The organism is Pantoea sp. IMH, from assembly GCF_000599885.1.
Classification (GTDB): Bacteria; Pseudomonadota; Gammaproteobacteria; order Enterobacterales; family Enterobacteriaceae; genus Erwinia.
Window position 1 is genome coordinate 1,013,594 of the sequence record NZ_JFGT01000005.1, and the last position, 18,846, is coordinate 1,032,439.

15 protein-coding genes are annotated in these 18,846 nt (G+C 54.5%); 12 read left to right on the plus strand and 3 right to left on the minus strand.

Features of this window, described 5'->3' with window-relative positions; genetic code table 11:
- The first annotated feature begins 283 nt into the window (after nt 1–283).
- The 8 genes from clpP to EA20_RS0113140 all read left to right on the plus strand — a co-directional run bounded on the left by clpP (nt 284) and on the right by EA20_RS0113140 (nt 10,085).
- The gene (clpP, locus tag EA20_RS0113105) at nt 284–907 is read left to right on the plus strand and encodes an ATP-dependent Clp endopeptidase proteolytic subunit ClpP (RefSeq protein ID WP_024967267.1); all 624 of its coding nucleotides are present in this window, start codon (nt 284–286) and stop codon (nt 905–907) included.
- A 118-nt stretch (nt 908–1,025) separates the two neighbouring features.
- Nucleotides 1,026–2,300 (plus strand): ATP-dependent protease ATP-binding subunit ClpX, encoded by a 1,275-nt coding sequence (gene clpX, locus EA20_RS0113110; RefSeq protein ID WP_024967268.1) that lies wholly within the window; start codon nt 1,026–1,028, stop codon nt 2,298–2,300.
- Nucleotides 2,301–2,696: 396 nt separating this feature from the next.
- Nucleotides 2,697–3,971, plus strand: a complete 1,275-nt coding sequence (gene clpX, locus EA20_RS0113115; protein WP_024967269.1) for an ATP-dependent protease ATP-binding subunit ClpX — start codon at nt 2,697–2,699, stop codon at nt 3,969–3,971.
- Nucleotides 3,972–4,162: 191 nt separating this feature from the next.
- Complete coding sequence (gene lon, locus EA20_RS0113120) at nt 4,163–6,517, plus strand: endopeptidase La (protein WP_024967270.1); 2,355 nt, start codon at nt 4,163–4,165, stop codon at nt 6,515–6,517.
- A gap of 206 nt (nt 6,518–6,723) precedes the next feature.
- Nucleotides 6,724–6,996, plus strand: coding sequence for a nucleoid-associated protein HU-beta (gene hupB, locus EA20_RS0113125; RefSeq protein WP_024967271.1), 273 nt, complete (start codon nt 6,724–6,726; stop codon nt 6,994–6,996).
- A 239-nt stretch (nt 6,997–7,235) separates the two neighbouring features.
- Nucleotides 7,236–9,107: a peptidylprolyl isomerase gene (gene ppiD, locus EA20_RS0113130; RefSeq protein ID WP_024967272.1), complete on the plus strand. Its 1,872-nt coding sequence runs from the start codon at nt 7,236–7,238 to the stop codon at nt 9,105–9,107.
- A gap of 138 nt (nt 9,108–9,245) precedes the next feature.
- Complete coding sequence (locus EA20_RS0113135) at nt 9,246–9,575, plus strand: helix-hairpin-helix domain-containing protein (protein WP_024967273.1); 330 nt, start codon at nt 9,246–9,248, stop codon at nt 9,573–9,575.
- Between the two features lie 108 nt (nt 9,576–9,683).
- Nucleotides 9,684–10,085: a thioesterase family protein gene (locus EA20_RS0113140; RefSeq protein ID WP_024967274.1), complete on the plus strand. Its 402-nt coding sequence runs from the start codon at nt 9,684–9,686 to the stop codon at nt 10,083–10,085.
- Here EA20_RS0113140 and queC read toward each other — a convergent pair.
- Together queC and EA20_RS0113150 are read right to left on the minus strand one after the other, a co-directional pair.
- On the minus strand, nt 10,077–10,772 hold the full coding sequence (gene queC / locus EA20_RS0113145) for a 7-cyano-7-deazaguanine synthase QueC (RefSeq protein WP_024967275.1): 696 nt from the start codon (nt 10,770–10,772) through the stop codon (nt 10,077–10,079). The genes EA20_RS0113140 and queC overlap by 9 nt on opposite strands.
- A 67-nt stretch (nt 10,773–10,839) precedes the next feature.
- Nucleotides 10,840–12,540, minus strand: a complete 1,701-nt coding sequence (locus EA20_RS0113150) for an SgrR family transcriptional regulator (protein ID WP_024967276.1) — start codon at nt 12,538–12,540, stop codon at nt 10,840–10,842.
- Between the two features lie 100 nt (nt 12,541–12,640).
- Between EA20_RS0113150 and cof the strand changes: the two genes are divergently transcribed.
- Entirely contained in the window at nt 12,641–13,459 is an 819-nt protein-coding gene (gene cof, locus EA20_RS0113155) for an HMP-PP phosphatase (protein ID WP_024967277.1), read from the plus strand.
- Between the two features lie 42 nt (nt 13,460–13,501).
- Here the strand turns inward: cof and EA20_RS0113160 are convergent, their stop codons facing one another.
- A complete protein-coding gene (locus EA20_RS0113160; protein ID WP_024967278.1) occupies nt 13,502–14,536 on the minus strand; it encodes a PLP-dependent cysteine synthase family protein in 1,035 nt (344 codons plus the stop codon).
- Between the two features lie 114 nt (nt 14,537–14,650).
- On the opposite strand from EA20_RS0113160, the gene EA20_RS0113165 reads away from it, so the two are divergent.
- Genes EA20_RS0113165 through EA20_RS0113175 form a run of 3 tightly spaced genes read left to right on the plus strand, consistent with a single transcriptional unit; the run spans nt 14,651 to nt 18,674 of the window.
- Nucleotides 14,651–15,109, plus strand: a complete 459-nt coding sequence (locus tag EA20_RS0113165) for an Lrp/AsnC family transcriptional regulator (protein ID WP_024967279.1) — start codon at nt 14,651–14,653, stop codon at nt 15,107–15,109.
- A 33-nt stretch (nt 15,110–15,142) separates the two neighbouring features.
- A complete protein-coding gene (locus EA20_RS0113170) occupies nt 15,143–16,912 on the plus strand; it encodes a SmdA family multidrug ABC transporter permease/ATP-binding protein (protein ID WP_024967280.1) in 1,770 nt (589 codons plus the stop codon).
- Complete coding sequence (locus EA20_RS0113175; RefSeq protein ID WP_024967281.1) at nt 16,905–18,674, plus strand: SmdB family multidrug efflux ABC transporter permease/ATP-binding protein; 1,770 nt, start codon at nt 16,905–16,907, stop codon at nt 18,672–18,674. The genes EA20_RS0113170 and EA20_RS0113175 overlap by 8 nt, the downstream gene beginning before the upstream one ends.
- Nucleotides 18,675–18,846 lie beyond the last annotated feature (172 nt).

Genomic DNA, 18,846 nt, shown 5'->3' on the forward strand with positions numbered 1-18,846 from the left:
GCTTTTTGCTTTTATCCCCAGCCCGGAAGGCGCTTATGGCGCTTATTCGCTTATTAAACCGGCAAATTATCGTTTAAGCTACTTTTCCAGGTTAGCAGTAGCTCAAAACGTTGTTATGCTTGAAAGCGTCGGGGACCATCCCCAAATAGAACCTAGTTGTAATGATACTTGTCTGGCCCCGGATGGCGTCAGTGGGGAGGCGTTGAACACACAGTGTTCCGTATCGCCCTCAAGTAGATCTGATAGGGAGTGTTGCCAAATGAAATTTATCCAGGAGTCGATGATGTCATACAGTGGCGAACGTGAACAAACTGCACCTCACATGGCTTTAGTGCCGATGGTGGTCGAACAAACCTCTCGTGGAGAGCGTTCTTACGACATTTTTTCTCGCCTGCTTAAAGAGCGCATTATTTTCCTGACCGGACAGGTTGAGGATCATATGGCGAACCTGATCGTCGCCCAGATGCTGTTTCTGGAAGCTGAAAATCCGGAAAAAGATATTCATCTCTATATCAACTCTCCTGGTGGCGTAATTACCGCAGGGATGTCTATTTACGATACGATGAAGTTCATCAAGCCGGATGTCAGCACCATTTGTATGGGCCAGGCGTGCTCTATGGGCGCATTCCTGCTGACCGCGGGTGCCAAAGGCAAGCGTTACTGTCTGCCCAACTCCCGCGTCATGATCCACCAGCCGCTGGGCGGCTATCAGGGACAGGCAACGGACATCGAAATTCACGCGCGTGAAATTCTGAAGGTGAAACAGCGTATGAATGAGCTGATGGCTGAACATACGGGCAAAACTCTTGAAGAAATAGAGAGAGACACCGAGCGCGATCGTTTCCTGTCGGCGAGTGAAGCGGTAGAGTATGGGCTGGTCGATTCCATTCTGACGCATCGTACCTAAGCCCTGCGCCTTCAGTCGGCTATAGTTACTGATGGGCATGAGCGACGAAAGAGGGTGCCGCCGGGCGGCATCATCGCCGCAGTGAAGTGCGGACGAAGATAACAGAAGAGGTTAACTGATGACTGATAAGCGCAAAGACGGTTCAGGAAAGCTGCTGTACTGCTCTTTCTGCGGCAAAAGCCAGCATGAAGTGCGCAAGCTAATCGCTGGCCCGTCAGTGTATGTCTGCGACGAGTGTGTCGACTTATGTAACGACATCATTCGTGAAGAGATTAAAGAAGTTGCGCCGCACCGCGAGCGCAGTTCCCTGCCGACGCCGCATGAAATCCGCGAGCATCTCGATGACTACGTTATTGGTCAGGAAAGAGCGAAAAAGGTGCTGGCCGTCGCGGTCTATAACCACTACAAGCGCCTGCGCAACGGCGATACCAGCAACGGTATCGAGCTGGGTAAAAGTAACATTCTGCTGATTGGCCCTACGGGGAGCGGGAAAACGCTGCTGGCCGAAACGCTGGCGCGTCTGCTTGATGTGCCTTTTACCATGGCGGACGCCACCACGCTGACCGAAGCCGGTTATGTGGGCGAAGACGTCGAAAACATCATCCAGAAACTGCTGCAGAAGTGCGACTATGACGTGCAGAAAGCGCAGCGCGGGATTGTTTATATCGATGAAATCGATAAGATTTCCCGTAAATCGGACAATCCTTCCATCACCCGTGACGTTTCGGGTGAAGGTGTGCAGCAGGCGCTGCTGAAGCTGATTGAAGGAACGGTTGCAGCCGTGCCACCACAGGGCGGACGTAAGCATCCCCAGCAGGAATTCCTGCAGGTGGACACCTCCAAAATCCTGTTTATCTGCGGCGGTGCGTTTGCCGGCCTGGATAAAGTCATTTCCCAGCGCGTGGAAACCGGCTCCGGTATCGGGTTTGGCGCAACGGTAAAAGGCAAATCACAGAAAGCGAGCGAAGGCGAGCTGCTGGCGCAGGTTGAACCGGAAGATCTGATTAAGTTTGGTCTGATCCCGGAGTTTATTGGCCGTCTGCCGGTGGTGGCAACGCTGAGTGAACTGAGTGAAGAAGCGCTGATCCAGATCCTGCGTGAGCCGAAGAATGCGTTAACTAAACAGTACCAGGCGTTATTCAATCTTGAAGGCGTTGAGCTTGAGTTCCGTGATGAAGCGCTGACGGCGATTGCCAGAAAAGCGATGTCGCGCAAGACCGGCGCACGTGGCCTCCGCTCAATCGTGGAAGGCGCACTGCTGAACACCATGTACGATCTTCCTTCCCTGGATGACGTGGAAAAAGTGGTGATTGACGATGCTGTCATTGCCGGTGAGTCTGAACCGATGATGATTTACGGTAAGGGTGACGCCCAGCAGGCATCTGGTGAGTGACGCTACCTGGGATACGAACCTGCGCTATTCGTTCAGATAACGCATCCCCTTTTGAAAAGGCCCATGATAAATCATGGGCTTTTTTTATTCGAACCTCCGGTTTTCTTTAAACGCTATCGTACATCCTCTGTTTTGATCTCAAGCGCCATCGGTGCACTCCATTTCCCGGTGAATCAACATGTCAGCTGCGAGCTTTTAGTGTCTAAAACAGCAGGTTAGTACATTGGGTGACTCAAAATCTTTATACTTTTCTTTATTATCAATCCGATAGCAATATTTGACTGGCCAGACAGTCCGTCGTGGCTGACAACTAACCGTTAAAATGGGCTATATTGAAATAGGTTCATTTTAATTACGTCAGCCTGCAAAGGCCGAAAAAAGGCATGAGGTTAACTGATGACAGATAAGCGCAAAGACGGTTCAGGAAAGCTGCTGTACTGCTCTTTTTGCGGCAAAAGCCAGCATGAAGTGCGCAAGCTAATCGCTGGCCCGTCAGTCTATATCTGCGATGAGTGTGTCGACTTATGTAACGACATCATCCGTGAAGAGATTAAAGAAATTGCGCCGCACCGCGAGCGCAGTTCCCTGCCGACGCCGCATGAAATCCGCGAGCATCTCGATGACTACGTTATTGGCCAGGAAAGAGCGAAAAAGGTGCTGGCCGTCGCGGTCTATAACCACTACAAGCGCCTGCGCAACGGCGATACCAGCAACGGTATCGAGCTGGGTAAAAGTAACATTCTGCTGATTGGCCCTACGGGGAGCGGGAAAACGCTGCTGGCCGAAACGCTGGCGCGTCTGCTTGATGTGCCTTTTACCATGGCGGACGCCACCACGCTGACCGAAGCCGGTTATGTGGGCGAAGACGTCGAGAACATCATCCAGAAACTGCTGCAGAAGTGCGACTATGACGTGCAGAAAGCGCAGCGCGGGATTGTTTATATCGATGAAATCGATAAGATTTCACGTAAATCGGACAATCCTTCCATCACCCGTGACGTTTCGGGTGAAGGTGTGCAGCAGGCGCTGCTGAAGCTGATTGAAGGAACGGTTGCAGCCGTGCCACCACAGGGCGGACGTAAGCATCCCCAGCAGGAATTCCTGCAGGTGGACACCTCCAAAATCCTATTTATCTGCGGCGGTGCGTTTGCCGGCCTGGATAAAGTCATTTCCCAGCGCGTGGAAACTGGCTCCGGTATCGGGTTTGGCGCAACGGTAAAAGGCAAATCACAGAAAGCGAGCGAAGGTGAGCTGCTGGCGCAGGTTGAACCGGAAGATCTGATTAAGTTTGGTCTGATCCCGGAATTTATTGGCCGTCTGCCGGTGGTGGCAACGCTGAGTGAGCTGAGTGAAGAAGCGCTGATCCAGATCCTGCGTGAGCCGAAGAACGCGCTAATAAAACAGTACCAGGCGTTGTTCAATCTGGAAGGGGTTGCGCTGGAGTTCCGTGATGAAGCGCTGACGGCGATTGCCAGAAAAGCGATGTCGCGTAAGACCGGCGCGCGTGGTCTCCGCTCAATCGTGGAAGGCGCACTGCTGAACACCATGTACGATCTTCCTTCGATGGATGACGTGGAAAAAGTGGTGATTGATGATTCCGTCATCAATGGCCAGACTGACCCGATGCTGATCTATGGAAAACAGGACGCGCAACAGGCGTCTGGTGAATAAATAACCGCCTCTTTCCAGTCAGTTAACTGAATAAGGGGGAAATTTTTCCCCCTTTCGTTTTTCTCTCGCACATAACGTTGAATGTCGCGTATTCATCCCCATATACTCAACTACCTGTGGGGCAAACTGCACTTTAGTTGTCTGTTGTGGTTCCCTTCACCCTGGCGGAAATTAAACTAAGAGAGAGCTCTATGAATCCTGAGCGTTCTGAACGCATTGAAATCCCTGTGTTGCCATTGCGTGACGTAGTGGTTTATCCGCACATGGTAATTCCGTTGTTTGTCGGTCGTGAAAAATCGATCCGCTGCCTTGAAGCCGCCATGGATCATGATAAAAAAATCATGCTGGTCGCTCAGAAAGAAGCTTCAACGGATGAACCTGGCATAAACGATCTCTTCTCTGTAGGGACCGTAGCCTCGATCCTGCAAATGCTGAAACTGCCTGACGGCACGGTAAAAGTGCTGGTCGAAGGTCTGCAACGTGCGCACATTACTACGCTTGCCGATAACGGCGATCATTTTACGGCTCAGGCGGAATATCTGGCGTCGCCGGAGATTGACGAACGTGAGCAGGAAGTGCTGGTGCGTACGGCGATCAATCAGTTTGAAGGTTATATCAAGCTGAACAAGAAAATCCCGCCTGAAGTCCTGACCTCGCTGAACAACATCGAAGACGCCGCACGCCTGGCGGATACGGTTGCCGCGCATATGCCGCTTAAGCTGGCCGACAAGCAGTCGGTGCTTGAAATGTCAGATGTGAACGAGCGCCTTGAATATCTGATGGCGATGATGGAATCGGAAATCGACCTGCTGCAGGTTGAGAAACGCATTCGTAATCGCGTCAAAAAGCAGATGGAAAAAAGCCAGCGCGAGTATTACCTGAATGAGCAAATGAAAGCCATTCAGAAAGAGCTGGGCGAAATGGATGATGCACCGGACGAAAACGAAGCACTGAAGCGGAAAATCGACGCGGCAAAAATGCCAAAAGAGGCGCGTGAAAAGACCGAAGCCGAGCTGCAGAAGCTGAAAATGATGTCGCCGATGTCAGCAGAGGCGACCGTCGTTCGTGGCTACATCGACTGGATGGTTCAGGTACCCTGGAATGCGCGCAGCAAAGTCAAAAAAGACCTGATCAAAGCGCAGGAAACGCTGGATACCGATCACTTCGGGCTGGAGCGTGTGAAAGACCGTATCCTGGAATATTTAGCGGTTCAGAGTCGCGTCAGCAAAATTAAAGGGCCGATTCTGTGTCTGGTAGGGCCGCCGGGCGTGGGTAAAACCTCGCTGGGCCAGTCTATCGCCAAAGCGACCGGCCGGAAATATGTCCGGATGGCCTTGGGCGGCGTGCGTGACGAAGCGGAAATCCGCGGTCACCGCCGGACCTATATCGGCTCCATGCCGGGCAAACTCATTCAGAAAATGGCAAAAGTGGGCGTTAAAAACCCCCTTTTCCTGCTGGATGAGATCGATAAAATGTCGTCCGACATGCGCGGCGATCCGGCCTCGGCGCTACTTGAAGTTCTCGATCCTGAACAGAATATCGCCTTTAACGATCACTACCTGGAAGTTGACTACGATCTTTCCGACGTGATGTTCGTGGCGACCTCAAACTCCATGAATATTCCAGCGCCGCTGCTGGATCGTATGGAAGTGATCCGCCTGTCGGGTTATACCGAGGATGAAAAACTCAATATTGCTAAGCAGCACCTGCTGTCGAAGCAGATTGAGCGTAACGCCCTTAAACCGAGCGAGCTGACGGTGGATGACAGTGCTATCGTGGGCATCATCCGCTATTACACTCGCGAAGCTGGCGTGCGTAGCCTTGAACGCGAACTCTCCAAGCTGTGCCGCAAAGCGGTTAAAACGCTGCTGATGGACAAGTCGATCAAGCACATTGAGATCAATGCGGATAACCTGAAAGACTTCCTCGGCGTGCAGCGCTATGACTATGGCCGTGCAGACAGTGAGAACCGGGTAGGGCAGGTTACTGGTCTGGCCTGGACGGAAGTGGGTGGAGACTTGCTGACCATCGAAACCGCCTGTGTGCCGGGTAAAGGTAAGCTGACCTATACCGGTTCACTCGGCGAAGTGATGCAGGAATCTATCCAGGCCGCGCTCACCGTTGTGCGCGCGCGGGCGGAGAAGCTGGGCATTAACGGCGACTTTTACGAGAAGCGGGATATCCACGTTCACGTTCCGGAAGGGGCGACGCCGAAGGATGGTCCGAGTGCCGGTATCGCGATGTGTACCGCGCTGGTTTCCTGCCTGACCGGTAATCCGGTACGGGCTGATGTGGCGATGACGGGTGAAATCACGCTGCGCGGGCAGGTACTGCCTATTGGCGGCCTGAAAGAAAAACTGCTGGCGGCCCACCGTGGCGGCATCAAAACCGTCCTGATCCCAGACGAAAATAAACGCGATCTGGAAGAAATTCCGGATAACGTTATTGCCGACCTGGAGATTCATCCGGTGAAGCGTATTGAGGAAGTGTTGACGTTTGCGTTGCAAAATGCGCCTTACGGCATGCAGGTCGCGACCGCCAAATAGTGATATAAGACAAATACGCAGCAAAAGCAGAGCTGGCAGGTCAAAAGTGACTTGCCAGCTTTTTTTTGTGCCGTTAATTTAGAGAGCTGTTTAGCCAGTGACGGCGATGCCTTATGATTCCCTGTTACTGCCTGACAGGTTCCACTTAAGGCTCGTGGCGGTAGGATAGCCGGCACGATAATGAAAATTCAGAAGGGGATGATTGGGTGAATAAGTCACAGTTGATCGACAAAATTGCTGCGGATGCAGATATTTCTAAAGCTGCCGCTGGCCGTGTTGTAGATGCTTTTGTCGGTGCAGTAACCGAGACGCTGAAAGCGGGTGATGAAGTGGCGCTGGTAGGCTTTGGAACCTTCTCGGTGCGTGAACGTGCAGAGCGCACCGGTCGTAATCCACAAACCGGAAAAGAGATCACTATCGCAGCGGGTAAAGTTCCCGGTTTCCGCGCCGGTAAAGCGCTTAAAGATGCGGTGAACTGATCGCCGCGCTCTTAACCGCTAATTTCTTCGGTAGGGTGAGGATTGTCAAAGCATTCTCATGTAACATACAGGGCACACTGGAATCACCGGTGTGCCTTTTTTTATGTTTCAATGACAAACGCATACTGCGGTTGTTAAGGGCGTGAAGCGGCAGGCGAGTTACGCAGCAGCACGTCCCCTGGAATGCGGGACGCGCGCCAGGGGTTTACATTCACACTACAGCGGAGTGTTGTCACACCATGATGGACAATTTACGCGCGGCGTCGAACAATGTCGTGCTCAAAATTATTTTGGCTTTGATCATCCTGTCTTTCGTGCTGACCGGCGTAGGCGGCTACCTGATTGGCGGCAACGACGATTACGCAGCCAAAGTTAATGGCCAGGAAATCAGTCGCGCCCAGCTTGAAAATGCCTTTTCCCGTGAGCGGGCACGGCAGCAGCAGCAGCTGGGCGAGCAGTTCTCCCAGCTTGCCGGCAATCCAGCCTGGATGCAGCAAATGCGTCAGCAGGCGCTCTCCCAGCTCGTTGATGAGGCGCTCCTGACACAATATACGAAGGATCTCGGCCTGGCGATTGGCGACGATCAAATCAAAGACGCGATTTTTTCGCAGCAGGCGTTTCAGACCAATGGCCGGTTCGATAATACCAAATATCTTGGCATCCTCAGCAGCAACGGCTTAACGGCGGATGGCTATGCGGAAGCGCTGCGTAAGCAGATGACGACTCAGCAGCTGGTAAACGCCATTATCGGTACGGACTTTATGCTGCCGGGCGAAACAGATGCGCTGGCGGCGCTTATCTCACAGCAGCGGCTGGTACGTGAAGCCACCATTAACGTTGCGGACCTTGCGGGCAAACAGACCGTGAGTGAAGAAGAGATCAGGAATTACTACGAGCAGAACAAAAACAGCTTCATGTCACCGGAGCAGTTCCGCGTCAAATATATCAAGCTTGATGCCACCGCCATGCAGGAAAGCGTCAGCGAGGGTGATATCCAGTCATGGTACAACGACCATAAACAGGATTACACTCAGCCGCAGCGTACCCGCTACAGCATCATTCAGACTAAGACAGAAGCTGAGGCACAGTCCGTCCTTGATGCATTGAAGAAAGGTGAAGACTTTGCCGCGCTGGCGAAAAGCCACTCCATCGATCCCATTTCAGCCCGAAAAGGCGGAGACATGGGCTGGCTGGAACCGGATACCACGCCGGACGAGCTGAAAAACGCCAATCTGCAGAAGAAGGGAGAACTATCGGGCATTATTTCTTCCTCTGTGGGCTTCCTGATTGCCCGTATCGATGACATCGAAGCGCAGCAGGTAAAACCGCTGGCGACCGTTCATGACGAGATTGCCGCTAAGGTGAAACAGGAAAAAGCGCTTGATGCCTGGTATCAACTCCAGCAGAAAGTGAGCGATGCCGCCAGCAACGACAATGAGTCACTGGCGGGGGCAGAAGAAGTGGCTGGCGTGAAGGCGGTAGAGACCGGCTGGTTCAGCGCGGATTCTCTCCCTGCGGAGCTTAATTTCAAGCCGGTTGAACAGGCTATCTTCGACGGCGGTCTGGTTGGCGAAAACGGTACGCCGGGCAGCAACTCGGACATTATTACCGTAGAAGGCGATCGTGCGTTCGTGCTGCGCGTCAGTGAGCATAAGCCCGAGGCGGTGAAGCCGCTGGCTGAGGTGACCGCTGACATTACTGGCCGCCTTAAGGCTGATAAAGCGCAGAATGAAGCTAAAGCCGAGGCCGCGAAGCTGGTTGACGCATTAAAAGCAGGTAAGGGTGATGAGGCGATGAAAGCCGCTAACCTGCGTTTTGGTGAGCAGAAAACGCTGACCCGTAACGAACCCGGCGCGCTGGCCCAGTCGGTCTTCACCTTAACGCCGCCGCAGCAGGATAAACCTGTCTACAGCGTCAGTGAAGATGCCCAGGGCAACGTAGTTATTCTTGCGCTCGACAAAGTGACTACTGGGGCTATGCCAGAGGAACAGAAGAAAGCGCTGATGCAGGGTATGACCCAGAACAATGCGCAAATCGTCTTCGAAGCACTGATGAGCAATCTGCGTAAAGAAGGCAAAGTGAAGTACGGCGCTGCCGCACAAGCCCAGTAAGCTTCGCATTTCTACTGCAATTAGATGCAATAACAAAGGCCGCTTCTGCGGCCTTTTCCATTTCTGTTTTCTGCTGTTTGTCGCTGCTTTTGAAGGGGGTTAGGGTAGCTGTGCTGACACAAATAGGGAGAAAACAGCATGAAAAACAGGAAACTGGGCGCGGCCGGTCTGGCGCTGACGATAGGATTAATGATGGGCCTGTCTGCCCATGCAGCCCCCACCGCAAAGGCTGCCGAAACGAAAGCGCCAGCTCAGGCGGCTACGCTGACGCAGGAGCAGGTAAGTATCAATCAGGCCAGTGCGGAAGAACTGGCGGCAGCGCTGAATGGCGTCGGATTGAAGAAAGCAGAAGCTATCGTCAGTTACCGCGAACAATATGGCCCCTTTACGGAAATTTCGCAGCTGAAAGAAGTGCCGGGAATGGGGAATGCGCTCGTAGAGCGCAATCTGACAAGGCTGAAATTGTGATCCCCTTCGCGAGATCCACCGTTATCTTCTGGCACTGACCCGACCAGATGCTACTTTGTAAGAGGTCATACCAGTGGGTGTGACCTTTTTTAATGGAGCGGGGACGCTATGCATACCACGATCAAAGTTCGCGGCTATCATCTCGATGTTTATCAACATGTTAATAATGCGCGCTATCTGGAGTTTCTGGAAGAGGCGCGCTGGGAGTGGCTGGAACGGCTTGAATCTTTTCACTGGCTGAATGAAAACAACCTGGCCTTTGTGGTGGTGAATATCAATATTAACTACCGCCGGCCCGCCCTGATGGGGGATGTACTGGAAATCAGAAGCCAACTGCTGCAGCTGGGAGGTAAAAGTGGCGTGATTGGTCAGAATGTCACGCTGGCGCCCGGTGGTGAGGCGATAGCAGATGCCGCGCTGACGTTTGTTTGCATCGATCTGCGCACGCAAAAGGCGCAGCCGATGGTGGGAGAACTCAAAAGGCGTATGGAAGCGATGCTGTCAGAGTAAGCCGGTCTTGCGCTTCATCTCCTGCATCACCTGACGGGGGTTAGCCTGATAGTCGTGAAGCCCCTTTGCGCGCAGATGACAGGCGGCGCATTCTCCGCAGCCGTCTCCCTGAATACCGTTATAGCAGGTGAGCGTTTCACTACGGACCAGAGAGAGCTGCTGCCAGTAGTCAGCCAGCGCCCAGGTTTCCGCTTTATTCAGCCACATCAGCGGCGTTTCAAAACGGATATTGCGCGCCATACCGAGTTCAATCGCGTGGTTGAGGGCTTTGACAAACTCATCACGGCAGTCGGGATAACCGGAAAAGTCCGTCTCGCAGACGCCGGTAATGACCGCTTCGGCCTCAACCTGATAAGCGTAGATGGAGGCGAGCGTCAAAAACAGAATATTGCGGCCAGGCACGAAGGTGCTTGGCAAACCACTGGCTTGCGGATCGTAGGCTGGCACAGGAATACTGTCGCGCGTCAGGCTGCTCACTGCCAGCTCATTAAGCATGGTGACGTCGAGAACTTTATGCGCACGTGCGCCGAGCGAGGTAGCAAGCACCTGCGCAATTTCTATTTCCGCACGATGGCGCTGGCCGTAATCAAAAGTGATGCAGTGCACCTCGTCATACTGCTTAATCGCCTGAATCAGGCAGGTTGTTGAATCCTGTCCGCCGCTAAAAACCACCACTGCACGTTTCATACTCTTTACCTCATAAATACGCATGCGGCATATGGTACTGCCTGCCACGCCAGATGGGTAGCTTCGCTCAGGCGATCGTGACCGGCGGCGGTATCCAGGCGCGGGAAAAATCAAACCATCCCCGCGCGTTCAGCGCGATCCCTTCCACTCCCGGAGGCGCACTTATCTGATAGCGGTAGTTGAAAAGAGGGCGGATAACCGCCTGACTCATCAGTTCGTGAAAGACCTGTTGCAGTGCACGCTCTCTATCGCTTTCGCTGGGGCAGCTCTGAAGCGCCTCTAACTCTGAGCGCAGAGCGACAAAGGCCGCTTCGCCAAGAATCGCCGGCCAGAGCCGGTCAAGCCGGAGCCAGGTTTCAAGCGTAAAGCCGGGCGCTTCGCCTATCAGACGATCGCCCATAATCAGATCGGCTTTCTCCAGCGCGTCACAGGCCTGCCAGTTTTTCGCCGGATAAAAATGCAGCCTCAGCTCGCACCCTTCTTCAGCCAGCACTTCCCTCAGTTTTTCCGCCATGGCATGCAGCTCAACCGGCAGATGGTAATGCAGATGAAGTATGGTCGGCAGAGCAACAGTATCATCACTCCTGTAGTCCGGGACTTGCCAGCCAGGCAGGATCTCATGACTGGGTGCTATCAACCCTTCCTGTAGCGGCAGGCTGTCGATCATGCCTGGCGTTTGAATCAGCCTCATCAGTTTATGGCGCTGTGACGTGGTCAGTGAGGCGTTCTGGCGGATCGCCATATAGCAAAACCCCAGGCTGAGACGTCGGCTGACGGGGCGGAGTTGCGCCAGTTCATCCGGTTGGCCGATGGCAATCTGTACCGGATGACGGCAGCTGTTGCCCAGGGCCTGATCAAAAAGTGGCGGTGTGATCCAGTACTCTACCGCCTGCATCAGCGGATGAAAATCGTGATAGCGTTCATGGTTTTCAATTCTGATGAGTTCACGGGACCAGGCTGCGATACGCCATGGGCCCGTTCCCAGCCTCTCCTCATCGGGGTGCGCCAGCAAACAGGGTACGGTTGCCAGCCGCCAGGGCAGCCAGTTATCAGGAACGTGCAAATCGATACGCAGGCATAACGCCTGAGGCAGCGTCAGAGATTTGACGGCGGCCAGCAGTTTTTTGCCGGTCTGGCTGTGACAAATCTGCTGTAGCCGGTGAAGAAGCTGCAGCGAATCAACGCGCTCACCGTTATGCCAGTAAAGCTGTGGCCGGAGAAAAAAGAACCAGCTCAGGCCATCTCCGCTGCACTGCCAGTGATGCGCCATATCCGGCACCACCTTATCCTTCACAAACCGGGTCAGACCGGCATAGATTTGCCGCGCGAGATGCTGTTCGGCGCGTCCGGGCACATCGGGAAGGTGCAGCGGATCTAGAGGACGATAATAGGGAATTCGCAGAGTGGGCCGGTCATCCTGCCACTGTCCACCCATAAAGGGTTTCAGCAAGTGGTTCAGCTGATCCGGTTCGAGATTAATAAGCTCAAGGAGCTGATGCGGCTGTCCGAGACTGAGTTGCCGCTGTAACAGTTCACGCCGGATCAGATCGGGCGTTTTCAGAAAGCACAGCTCGCCACGCCGCCCACGACCAGACTGGGCCTGCCAGCTGAGCCAGCCCTGATGCTGCCACTGTCCGAGCAGCGTACGCATGTGGCGTTCGCTGCAAAAGCAGCGGCTGGCCATTTCAGTCACGCTGGTATACTGGATTTCACCGCGGCTGACAGACCAGAGCCGCTGATACTGATTGAGTCGGTTAAGCTGGCGCATGGCTAAACCCGGAACATTTTTTTGAAAGTATTCCCTATTCGTACCGTAATTACCAGGCGATACTCAGGATCCGACGAATAAGAACGCCACTGGAGTAATTATGGCTCGCCTTGCCGCGTTTGATATGGATGGAACGTTACTGATGCCTAACCACCGGCTGGGGGAGAGGACGCTGACAGCGTTGCGTTCCGTGGCTGAACGTGGCGTACTGCTAGCCTTTGCCACCGGGCGTCACTTTCTGGAGATGCAGTCGCTTATTGCGCAGTTCAAACTCAGTGCTTATCTGATCAGTGGTAACGGCACCCGGATCCACGACAGGCAAGGAAATCTGCTCTTCGCCTGTGACCTTGCACCTGAAGTGGCGGAAGAAGTGATCCACTCCCACTGGAACACGACGGCGAGCATGCACGTTTTCAACGATGACGGCTGGCTGACTCAGGAGGTTGTTCCAGAGATACTCCTTGCGCATCAGATGAGTGATTTCAGCTATCAGCTGACCGATCTTAAACGGCTGCCGGCGCATCAGGTCACCAAAATTTGTTTTATTGCGGAGCAGGCTGAGCTTCGCGATCTGCAGAGGAAACTGCGCGTTGCGCTGGGTGACGCTGCCCATCTCTGCTTTTCGGCAAGAAACTGCCTTGAAGTGCTGCCGACCGGCTGTAATAAAGGCACGGCGCTGACCGGGCTCTGCGCGTCGTTAGGGTTGACCCTGGCGGACTGCATGGCTTTTGGCGATGCGATGAACGATCGCGAGATGCTGGAAAAGGTTGGGCGCGGATTTATCATGGGAAATGCGATGAATCAGCTCAAAATGCATCTGCCGCACCTCCCCGTTATTGGACATTGCGAGACACAGGGCGTGTCTCATTATCTTAATCACTGGCTTTCTACCCCTCACCTCGCCTATTCCCCCGAATAAGGAGGCCCGTATCCAGTGTGCCGGGCAGGATACCCGGCTTTTTTATGCCAGCTCCCGCTGCCAGGCGCTGATATCACCTATATTTTCCGCCACCCAGCGCGGATTGTAATAGCTGTCGAGGTAGCGTTCGCCGCTGTCGCATAACAGCGTGACGATGGATCCGCTGCGTTGTTCCGCCACCATTTGTCTGGCGATCTGTAACGCGCCCCAGACGTTAGTGCCGGTCGAAGCGCCAGGCTTACGGCCCAGCTGCTTTTCCAGCCAGAGCATGGTAGCAATGCTGGCCCCATCCGGCACCTGCAGCATTTCATCGACCACGCCAGCAATAAATGAAGGCTCCACGCGAGGCCGGCCAATGCCCTCGATATTGCCCCCCCGCGTATTACGCAGCGTTTTGTCGCCCTGATGCCAGTAATCGAAAAAAACGGAATGCTCGGGATCGACGACCGTCAGGCGGGTAGGATGGCCGTGATAGCGTAAATATCGGCCAATCGTGGCTGAGGTTCCGCCAGTGCCTGCACTCATTACGATACTTTCGGGGACGGGAAAAGGTTCGTTCCGCATCTGCTGGAAAATGCTGTCGGCGATATTATTGTTGCCGCGCCAGTCGGTAGCACGTTCGGCATAGGTGAACTGGTCCATAAAATGCCCGTTCAGTTCTTTTGCCAGCCGTTCCGATTCTGCATACATCTGGCAGGGATCTTCAACAAAATGGCAGCGACCACCATAAAAGGCGATCTGCTCAACTTTACGTTTCGCCGTTGAAGCGGGCATAACGGCAATAAAAGGCAGGCCGAGCAGTTGAGCGAAATAGGCTTCGGACACCGCCGTGCTGCCTGAAGACGCTTCGATAACCGGCGTTCCCTCCCTGATCCAGCCGTTACAGAGCGCGTAGAGGAACAGGGAGCGCGCCAGCCGGTGCTTGAGGCTGCCGCTGGGATGGGTGCTCTCATCTTTCAGATAGAGCCAGACCCCGGGATAAGCTGGCAGCGGCAGGCGGATCAGATGCGTATCTGCCGAACGCTGGATATCAGCATTAATTTCTTTGATTGCCAGCGAAACCCAACGCGTAGTCATCTGTTTTCCCCTCCGAATAGTTTGCAACAGAGTACGGCATTCATGGGAAAAAAGGTTTGCTCTCTTTACTGTATAATAAGCCTTTATGAGAAAATTATTCTCCCGGAGAAGGCGATGCCAGATAAAACAGACCTGAAGCTTTTGGCGCTGCTGCAGCAGGATTGCACGCTCTCGCTACAGGCGCTGGCAGAAGCAGTTCACCTGACTACGACACCCTGCTGGAAACGCCTGAAAAAGCTGGAAGATGAAGGCTATATTCGCGGTCGGGTAGCGTTGCTTGATGCGGAAAAGCTGGCGCTGCCGCTGACGGCCTTTATGTTGATCAAAACCCAGCAGCACAGCCGCAGCTGGTATCAGCAGTTTGTCGCTGTCGTGCAGGCGATGCCGGAGGTGATGGGTTGTTACCGGATGGCGGGAGAGTATGATTACCTGCTGCGCATCCAGGTTTCTGATGTGAAAACCTACGATGCCTTCTATAAGCGTTTAGTGAACGCGGTACCAGGTTTACTGGATGTCACGTCAAGCTTCGCGATGGAAGAGATAAAATACACCACGGCGCTTCCTCTCGGCTGATGACGCCGCTCACTCTTGTCCAGGACGGTTTCTGTGCGATTGTTTACTCAACTAGGCTGGTACTTTATTCGCGAATGGCGACGCTATCTTGGCGCCGTTTTTCTGCTGATCATTATCGCTATCCTTCAGCTTCTGCCACCGAAGATCGTGGGCACGATCATTGATGGCGTCTCCAGAGCGCATATGAGCAACGCTCAGCTGATGATGTGGATTGGTGTCATGTTGCTGACCGCTATCGTGGTCTACCTGCTGCGCTACGTCTGGCGGGTTCTGTTGTTCGGTGCTTCTTATCAGCTCGCCGTGGAACTCCGGCAGGATTTTTACCGGCAGTTAAGTCGCCAGCATCCGGGGTTTTATCTGCGTCACCGCACAGGCGATCTGATTGCCAGGGCGACCAATGATGTTGACCGGGTGGTTTTTGCCGCCGGAGAAGGCGTGCTGACGCTGGTCGATTCGCTGGTGATGGGGCTTGCCGTGCTGGTCGTGATGAGCACCCAGATCAGCTGGCAGCTGACGCTGCTGGCGCTGTTACCGATGCCGGTCATGGCGCTGGTGATTAAGCGCTACGGCGATCAGCTTCATAACCGCTTTAAGCTCGCGCAGGCAGCCTTCTCCTCGCTTAACGATCAGACTCAGGAGAGCCTGACCAGTATCCGCATGATTAAAGCGTTTGGGCTGGAAGATCATCAGTCCGGGCAGTTTGCCACTATTGCTCGTGAGACGGGCCAAAAAAACCTGCGCGTCGCCAGGGTTGACGCTCGTTTCGATCCCACCATCTATATCGCCATCGGCCTCTCCAATATGCTGGCGATTGGCGGCGGTAGCTGGTATGTCTGGCATGGGCAGATGACGCTGGGGCAGTTGACCAGCTTTGTGATGTACCTTGGACTGATGATCTGGCCAATGCTGGCGCTGGCGTGGATGTTCAATATTGTGGAGCGGGGCAGCGCGGCCTGGAGCCGTATTCGCTCTCTGCTGGCGGAGGCGCCTGCTGTGGAAGATGGCAACAAGCTACTTCCGCCGGAGCGGGGAACCTTACAGATCGCTATCCGCGAGTTCTGCTATCCCGGCGCACAGAGACCCTCGCTAAAGCATGTCAACGTCAGCCTTAAACCGGGCCAGATGCTGGGCCTTTGCGGACCGACCGGTGCGGGGAAAAGCACGCTCCTGAGCCTGATTCAGCGCCACTTTGATATTTCGCAGGGCGATATCCGCTATCACGGCATTCCTTTGCCTCAGCTTCGTCTCGACAGCTGGCGCAGCCGGATGGCGGTGGTCAGCCAGACGCCTTTTCTGTTTTCGGATACCATTGCCAATAACATTGCGCTTGGGCGTCCCGCTGCCGGTAAAAGCGACATTGAGCAGGCCGCAAAGCTGGCAAATGTGCATGACGATATTCTCCGGCTGCCGCAGGGATACGACACTGAAGTCGGCGAGCGCGGCGTAATGCTTTCCGGCGGCCAGAAGCAGCGCATCTCAATCGCCAGAGCGCTGCTGCTTGATGCGGAAATTCTGATCCTTGACGACGCCCTTTCGGCGGTGGATGGGCGTACAGAGCACCAAATTTTGCATAACCTGCGCCGCTGGGGGGAGGGAAGAACGATCATTATCAGCGCGCATCGCCTTTCCGCGCTTACCGAAGCGAGCGAAATTCTGGTAATGCAACAGGGTGCCGTTGCGCAGCGTGGGCAGCACGTGGAACTGGCTGCAACGCCTGGCTGGTATCAGGAGATGTACCGCTATCAGCAGCTTGAGGCCGCACTTGATGAGGATGATAGTGAGAAAGGAGTACCTCATGACTAACCTTGCCCAACTCTGGCCAACGCTGAAGCGTCTGCTGGCTTACGGCTCACCCTGGCGCAAGTCCCTCGGCCTGGCCGTGCTGCTGCTGTGGATCGCTGCCGCAGCGGAAGTCACGGGTCCGGTACTGGTCAGCTATTTTATCGATAACCTGGTAGCGAAACATAATATGCCGCTGGGTATCGTCATCGGGCTGGTGGTCAGCTACTTTTTGCTGCAGGTTCTGGCGGCCTCGCTGCATTACTGGCAGGCACTGCTGTTCAATCAGGCCGCGGTGGGTGTGGTACAGCGGCTGCGTACCGATGTTATGGACGCCGCATTGCGTCAGCCGCTAAGTGCGTTTGATACCCAGCCCGTCGGGCAGATTATCTCCCGGGTAACCAATGATACGGAAGTGGTGCGCGATCTGTATGTGACCGTCGTGGCGACCGTACTGCGCAGCGCGGCGCTGATTGGCGCCATGCTGGTAGCGATGTTCAGTCTCGACTGGCGAATGGCGCTGGTGGCGATTGCTATTTTTCCTGCCGTGATTACGGTCATGCTTATTTATCAGCGCTACAGCACGCCGATTGTGCGCCGGGTGCGGGGTTATCTGGCGGATATTAATAATGGCTTCAACGAAGTCATTAACGGCATGAGCGTTATTCAGCAGTTCCGTCAGCAGGCGCGCTTTGGTGAGAGGATGGGGGAAGCCAGCCGTTCACATTATCTGGCAAGAATGGAAACTCTCCGTCTGGATGGTTTTCTGCTTCGTCCGCTGCTCAGCCTGTTTTCCGCCATGATCCTTTGCGGCCTGATGATGCTGTTTGGCTTTTCTCAGGCGGGCAGCATTGAGGTTGGGGTACTTTATGCCTTTATCAATTACCTTGGCAGGCTGAACGAGCCCCTGATTGAACTGACCACGCAGCAGTCGATGCTGCAACAGGCCGTGGTGGCGGGTGAACGTATATTTGAACTGATGGATGCGCCGCGCCAGCGTTACGGCCGTGATACGCATCCGCTCGCCTCCGGACGGGTTGATATTGAGAATCTGACCTTTGCGTATCGCGACGATCGTCATGTTCTGAGCGATATCAATCTTCATATTCCGCCGCGCAGCTTCGTCGCCCTTGTCGGTCATACGGGGAGCGGAAAGAGCACGCTGGCTAACCTGATGATGGGATACTATCCGCTTCAGCAGGGAGATATCCGGCTTGATGGTCGTCCGCTGAGCACGCTCAGTCATGGGGTACTGCGGCAGGGCGTGGCGATGGTTCAGCAGGATCCGGTGGTGCTGGCCGACACCTTCTTTGCCAACGTCACTCTGGGGCGTGATATCAGCGAAGACGCGGTCTGGCAGGCGCTGGAGACGGTACAGCTGGCCGGGCTGGCGCGCAGTCTTTGCGACGGCATTTATACGCAACTTGGTGAACAGGGCAACAACCTGTCAGTGGGACAAAAACAGCTCCTGGCGATGGCGCGCGTGCTGGTTGCTTCGCCACAGATTCTGATCCTCGACGAAGCCACGGCCAATATCGATTCCGGAACCGAACGGGCGATACAGAAAGCGCTCCAGGCCGTGCGGCTTAAAACCACACTTATCGTTATCGCCCACCGTCTTTCAACCATTATCGATGCGGATTCGATCCTGGTATTGCATCGCGGGCGCGCGGTGGAGCAGGGCAACCACCGGCAGTTGCTGGAGAAGCAGGGCCGCTACTGGCAAATGTATCAGCTCCAGCAGGCTGGCGAAGAGCTGGGCGCGGCAGAACTGACCCTGAGCTAACCGTTTCGCTGCACCAGAAGCAGGCGTGAGTGAGAATAAAACCCGCCTTCTGCACTTTTCTAACGCGTAACGCACCTTTCTGGTGCGTTTTTTTTGGCGAAAACAGCCTCATCGATCCTGCCAATCCTCAACGCCTCAGGCGTACTCATTCTCCCTCCGAAATTTTACCACG

Excerpts from the sequence above, each read along its gene's own strand:
- clpP (WP_024967267.1), top strand. The coding sequence starts at position 284 with ATGTCATACAGTGGCGAACGTGAACAAACTGCACCTCACATGGCTTTA.
- clpX (WP_024967268.1), top strand. The coding sequence starts at position 1,026 with ATGACTGATAAGCGCAAAGACGGTTCAGGAAAGCTGCTGTACTGCTCT.
- clpX (WP_024967269.1), top strand. The coding sequence starts at position 2,697 with ATGACAGATAAGCGCAAAGACGGTTCAGGAAAGCTGCTGTACTGCTCT.
- lon (WP_024967270.1), top strand. The coding sequence starts at position 4,163 with ATGAATCCTGAGCGTTCTGAACGCATTGAAATCCCTGTGTTGCCATTG.
- ppiD (WP_024967272.1), top strand. The coding sequence starts at position 7,236 with ATGATGGACAATTTACGCGCGGCGTCGAACAATGTCGTGCTCAAAATT.
- EA20_RS0113135 (WP_024967273.1), top strand. The coding sequence starts at position 9,246 with ATGAAAAACAGGAAACTGGGCGCGGCCGGTCTGGCGCTGACGATAGGA.
- EA20_RS0113140 (WP_024967274.1), top strand. The coding sequence starts at position 9,684 with ATGCATACCACGATCAAAGTTCGCGGCTATCATCTCGATGTTTATCAA.
- queC (WP_024967275.1), bottom strand. The coding sequence starts at position 10,772 with ATGAAACGTGCAGTGGTGGTTTTTAGCGGCGGACAGGATTCAACAACC.
- EA20_RS0113150 (WP_024967276.1), bottom strand. The coding sequence starts at position 12,540 with ATGCGCCAGCTTAACCGACTCAATCAGTATCAGCGGCTCTGGTCTGTC.
- cof (WP_024967277.1), top strand. The coding sequence starts at position 12,641 with ATGGCTCGCCTTGCCGCGTTTGATATGGATGGAACGTTACTGATGCCT.
- EA20_RS0113160 (WP_024967278.1), bottom strand. The coding sequence starts at position 14,536 with ATGACTACGCGTTGGGTTTCGCTGGCAATCAAAGAAATTAATGCTGAT.
- EA20_RS0113165 (WP_024967279.1), top strand. The coding sequence starts at position 14,651 with ATGCCAGATAAAACAGACCTGAAGCTTTTGGCGCTGCTGCAGCAGGAT.
- EA20_RS0113175 (WP_024967281.1), top strand. The coding sequence starts at position 16,905 with ATGACTAACCTTGCCCAACTCTGGCCAACGCTGAAGCGTCTGCTGGCT.